Source organism: Protofrankia sp. CiT1 (genome assembly GCF_917627335.1).
Lineage (GTDB): Bacteria > Actinomycetota > Actinomycetes > Frankiales > Frankiaceae > Protofrankia.
Genome location: NZ_CAKJTP010000170.1, coordinates 2,994 through 8,313 on the forward strand (window position 1 = coordinate 2,994; position 5,320 = coordinate 8,313).

The window sequence follows — 5,320 nt, forward strand, 5'->3', positions numbered from 1 at the left end:
GCTTCTTCGCTGGCGTGATCGCGCCAGCGAAGGCTCATCACGGTCGCGGCATCCGGCTCCGCCGTTCCCCACTACCCATCGTTCGCCATGCCGAACGCCGGAGGGCCTGGTCAACTGGTTCCGCTGCGCCTAATGTCTCCTGTCACGTTCTCGTTTCACAAGTTCACAAGCTCCAGGGAGACCGTGATGCGGGTTTGCGACGGAATGAGCGCTCTGGTCCTGATGATCGGACCAGAGCACACCCTGCGTCAGGCGGCGCGGCTCATGGCCGATCGGAAGGTCGGCGCGGCGATTGTGCACGATGTCGACGGTCAGGGATACGGAATTCTTACCGAACGTGATGTGCTGATGTCGGTGGCGGCGGGCCAGAACCCGGATCTCGAACTGGCCGGTGATCATATTACCCGTGATGTCGTGTTCGCTGATCCAGAGTGGTCCCTGGATGAGGCCGCCGCGGCAATGCTTCGCGGCGGGTTCCGACATTTGATCGTTTGCGAGCGTGGCGGGGTGGCCGGGGTGCTGTCCATGCGGGATGTTGTGCGCTCCTGGAGCAGTCAGCGTTCCGTTGTTTAACCGGTGGCTCTCGGTTGTTTGATCGACTGCTGCTTCCGCTGGTTTTTTTGCTCCACCGGTGGATATCACTGCCCAAGTCGGGCGCTGGACGCACACGATTCCCGACATTGGCGCTACGGTCACGGTGTGCAGGAGGAAGAAGCGGTCGCGCTGCTCCAGGCGACCACATTGCTGAAGGAACTGGACGAGCCGGCGCTGGCGCGGCTGGCCGCACGCTCGGTCGTGCGCCGGTATCGCCGCGGCCAAGTTGTCTTTACTGAAGGTGATCCATCTGACACGTTGCTGGTAGTGGCCGCTGGGCGGTTGAAGGTGCTGACGACGGCCGACGACGGCCGTGACCACGTTCTCAACATCGCGGGCCCAGGTGAGACCCTCGGCGAGCTCAACATCGTCGAGGCTGGTCCGCGGTCGGCCAGCGTCGAGGCGCTGGAGCCCAGCGAGGCCCTGGTGCTGGACCGCGCGGCCGTGTGGGAGCTGGTGCGGGAGCGGCCAGCCGTCGCGGAGCAGCTCATCCGGGCGCTGGTCGCCCATGTCCGTCGCCTGACCGGGGCAAACGCGGACTTGGTCTTCCTCGACCTGCCCCGCCGGGTTGCCAAGCTGCTCCTGCTGCGGATGCGGGAGTCCGGGCGCCCATTGATCGAGCTTGGTCTGACCCAGACCGAGATCGCCTCCCTGCTGGGCGGTTCCCGTCAGTCGGTCAACCAGGCCATGCGGGAGTTCGAGAAGCGGAAGTGGATTCTGGCCGAAGGGCAGACGATCACTATCCTCGAGGTCGAACGCCTGCGCCGCTTCGCTGGCGACTGATGTGTCGGTGTTGATTTTGCATCGTCCAAGCATTGGCTCAGTGTTGGCTCGATGCCTGGCCGGGCGCGGCTGAGCGGGCGCTTCCCGGCTCCGGGGGGCACCGCCGTAAAGTGGTCAGCCGGCGGTGAACCTGCCCACGTCGCGCGTACCGGCTGCTCACCCCTGCCGCCGGGCGCGTGACATCCCCGGAGATCACGCAGGTGAGAGGCGCGTTGTGCTTCCAGAGGACCCAGGCTCCTTCCATGTTTATGACACGACGCTGCGTGACGGGACCCAGCAGGAGGGGCTTTCGCTGTCGGTCGGCGACAAGCTTGCGGTGGCCCGCCATCTCGACGAGATAGGCGTGGGTTTCATCGAGGGCGGCTGGCCCGGATCGAATCCCAAGGACGCCGAGTTTTTCCGCCGCGCCCGTACCGAGCTGCGCCTGACCCACGCCAGGCTCACCGCGTTCGGCGCGACCCGGCGTGCCGGGCTGGCCGCCGCTGACGACCCTCAGGTCGCGGCCCTGCGGGACGCCGGCACGGATGTCGTCTGTCTGGTCGCGAAGGCCGACCGCCGGCACGTCGAGCGGGCCCTGCGCACCACCCTCGCCGAGAATCTGGCGATGATCCGGGACACCGTGACCCATCTGCGTGCCGAGGGCAAGCGGGTGTTCGTGGACGCCGAGCATTTCTTCGATGGTTACCGTGCCGACAGCGACTACGCCCTGGCAATGGTCGGGGTCGCCGCCGAGGCTGGCGCCGAGGTCGTCGTCCTCTGCGACACCAACGGCGGGATGCTGCCGACCCGGATCGGGGACGTTGTCAGCGCCGTCCGCGGCGCCACCGGCGCGCGGCTGGGTATCCACTGCCATGACGACACCGCCTGCGCGGTCGCGAACACCCTGGTCGCGGTCGAGGCTGGAGCCACCCACGTCCAGGGGACCGCCAACGGTTACGGCGAGCGGTGCGGCAACGCCGACCTGTTCAGCGTGATCGCCGGATTGGAGACGAAGCTCGGGCGCCCGGTGCTGCCCGCCGGCAAGCTGCGCGAGCTGGTGCGGGTGTCACATGCCATCGATGAGATCACCAATCTGGCTCCCGACACCCACCGCGCGTACGTCGGCGCGAGCGCGTTCGCGCACAAGGCCGGGCTGCACGCGAGCGCGGTCAAGATCGATCCGGACATGTACCAGCACGTCGATCCGGCCGCGGTCGGCAACGACATGCGGATGCTGGTCTCGGAGCTCGCCGGCCGTGCCACGATCGAGCTCAAGGGCCGGGAACTGGGGCTGGACCTCTCCGGCCAGCGCGAGGCCCTCGGGCGGGTCGTGGACCTGGTGAAGGAGCGAGAGGCCGCCGGTTACGCCTACGAGGCGGCGGAGGCGTCCTTCGAGCTGCTGCTGCGCGACGAGGTCGAAGGCGAGCGGCGGTATTTCACCCTCGAGTCGTGGCGCGTGATCGTCGAGCGGCGGCCCGATGGTGAGCTCGTGAGTGAGGCGACCGTCAAGCTGCTCTCCCGCGGCATGCGGCACGTGTCCACGGCCGAGGGCAACGGCCCGGTCAACGCCCTTGACCGGGCGTTGCGGGAGGCGCTGGAGAAGGGCTACCCGGGCCTGGCCGACCTCGACCTCGTCGACTACAAGGTGCGCATCCTCGACGGCAGGTCCGGCACTGGCGCGGTGACCCGAGTGCTGGTGGAGACCAGCGACGGCCGCGACCGGTGGGACACGATCGGTGTTGACGAGAACATCATCGCTGCCTCCTGGGAGGCGTTGGCGGATGCGGTCACCTACGGTCTGCGCCGCCAGGGCGAAGGTGCCGGGCGCGACGCCCCGCCCCGGGTACGCCCGGAAACCGCGGCCGGGAAGGCAGCGAAGACCGGGGAGGCTACCACGGTGAATGGGGCGACCACGTAGTGCGCTTATGATCCTCGTGTCCGGCGACGGCGGGGGATGATGTGGGAGACGGGACAAGCAGCGGCGCGGCCGGCGGCAGCAACGATCGTGACAGCGGAGATGACGCTCCCGCGACGGACCGTCCACCACGGGTGTTTGTCTCCTACGCCCACGGATCGCCCGAGGACGACGACACCGTCCGGGATCTGTGGATCTTCCTGCGGTCGCGGGGGATCGACGCGAAGCTCGACAAGCCCGCGGCCGAACGCCGGCAGGACTGGCCGTTGTGGATGCTGGCCGAGGTCCGTGCGGCCGACCACGTATTGATTATCGTCTCGCCGCAGTACCGCCGCCGCAGCGAGGGTGAGGCCGCCGCGGATGAGGGCCGCGGGGTGCAGTTCGAGGCAGCGCTGATCCGCGAGGAGCTGTACCGCGACCGGCCGGCCGGGATGGCGAAGTTCCTGCCGGTGCTGCTGCCCGGCCGTTCGGTCGAGGACATCCCGGCCTTCCTCGGCCCGTACTCGACGACCCACTACCCGGTCACGGAAATCTCCGCGAGCGGCATGGACGCGCTGCTGGGCGTCCTGACCGGTCAGCCGTACGAGGTTGAGCCGCCCCTCGGCGAGCCCTGGGTAAGGGCCACGCGCCCGGTTGTCGTGCCGGATGCCCGGGTGCCGGGCGGGACGCCGCTGGCCGCCGGTGCCCCGCGGCGGCCGGCTCCGCTCGTCCATGAGATCGTCGCTGAGGTGCGGCTCGCCGACGGCTGGCTGACCACGCGGACGGTCCTTGCCGACACCGTGCTGGGGGAGCGCGGCACGGCGTTGCCGCTCGGGCTTGACACGGTGTGGACGGCACAGCCCGCGGATCCGGCGGGCGCGGACGCGTACCTGTCCGACGCAGGCCACCGGTTGCGCGACGCGCTGTTCGACGCCGGTACCGCGCGGCACCTGACCGAGCTGATCGACGCCGCACCGTTCGGCACGGTCGTCGACATCGTGGTGGAGGCCGACGGCCCGGCGCTCGCGCTGCCCTACGAGCTGCTGCGGCTGGCCGGCGGAGGCGGCAGGCCCCTTGTCACCATGCCCGGTGTGCGCCTGGCCCGCCGGGTCGCCGGGCTGAGCCGGCAAGGGATGCCGAGCCGGGTCGCGACCCCGCCGTTACCGGGCCCGTTGAAGATCCTCGTCGCGGTGGCGGCCCCGGACGAGACCCGGACGCGGAACGCTCCGCTCGACGTCGAGGCGGAGATGCAGGCGATCATCGACGCTGTCCAGCCGGTGGCGGGTACCGGGGCCGCGCAGGTCACGATCCTTGAGGTCGCCGGCCTGACGGAGATCGCCGACGCGCTGGGCGGCCGGAGCGCCGCGGGCGATGCCGGTTACCGCGTCGACGACAGCTACCACGTGCTGCACCTGTCCGCGCACGGCTCGCCGTCCTCGGCCGAGCTGGAGGACGAGGACGGCAACCCGGTCACCATCGGTGCGCAGGAGCTGGTGGACGCGCTCAAGGGCGCATCCCGCCCGCTGCCGTTGATCGTGCTGGCGTCCTGTTCGGGTGCGGCCCGAACTGAGGGGCTCGCGGAGAGCCTCGTCCGCGGCGGGGCCGACCGGGTCGTGGCCATGCAGACGACCGTCACCGACCGTTATGCAACCGACCTGGCCAGGGTCTTCTACGCGGAGCTCGCCACCGGCCGCGCCGGGTCGGTGGCTGCGGCGCTCGCCGAGGCCCGTCGGCGGGTGGACGCCGATCGCCAGGCGGCCGCGCGGGCCACCGGCCGGCTCGCGGCTCCCGAGTACGCCACCGCGACGCTGATTGCCGCGGCCGGCGACCCGCCGCTGCTCGACGCCGCTGCTGACTGGCAGCCGCTGGCCCGCCCGTTCGCCGCGCCGACCGGTGGCAGCGTCCGCGAGCTTGCCATGGGTGACCTGGTCGGGCGGCGCCGGGAGGTCCGCACCGCGCTCGCGGTGTTGCGGGGTGGCCCGGCCGCGGTGGAGCGCTGGGGCGCGGTTGCCGGCGTGGTGCTGACCGGGCCCGGCGGGATCGGCAAGACCGCGGTGGCCGGGCGGGTAA

The 5,320-nt window shown here is 70.3% G+C and carries 4 protein-coding genes; all 4 read left to right on the top strand.

Translation table 11 applies throughout. The annotated features are described in order from the left end of the window. Positions 1–186 precede the first annotated feature (186 nt). Entirely contained in the window at positions 187–573 is a 387-nt protein-coding gene (locus MJ785_RS18785; RefSeq protein WP_239310725.1) for a cyclic nucleotide-binding/CBS domain-containing protein, read from the top strand. Positions 574–699: 126 nt separating this feature from the next. Beyond that, positions 700–1,377 carry a Crp/Fnr family transcriptional regulator gene (locus tag MJ785_RS18790; protein ID WP_239310714.1) on the top strand — a complete coding sequence of 226 codons (678 nt, stop codon included), beginning with the start codon at positions 700–702 and terminating at the stop codon, positions 1,375–1,377. Between the two features lie 214 nt (positions 1,378–1,591). Beyond that, on the top strand, positions 1,592–3,274 hold the full coding sequence (gene cimA / locus MJ785_RS18795) for a citramalate synthase (protein WP_239347783.1): 1,683 nt from the start codon (positions 1,592–1,594) through the stop codon (positions 3,272–3,274). Between the two features lie 41 nt (positions 3,275–3,315). Further along, positions 3,316–5,320: CHAT domain-containing protein (locus MJ785_RS18800; protein ID WP_239382068.1), on the top strand; the 2,005-nt coding region annotated here is incomplete at its 3' end.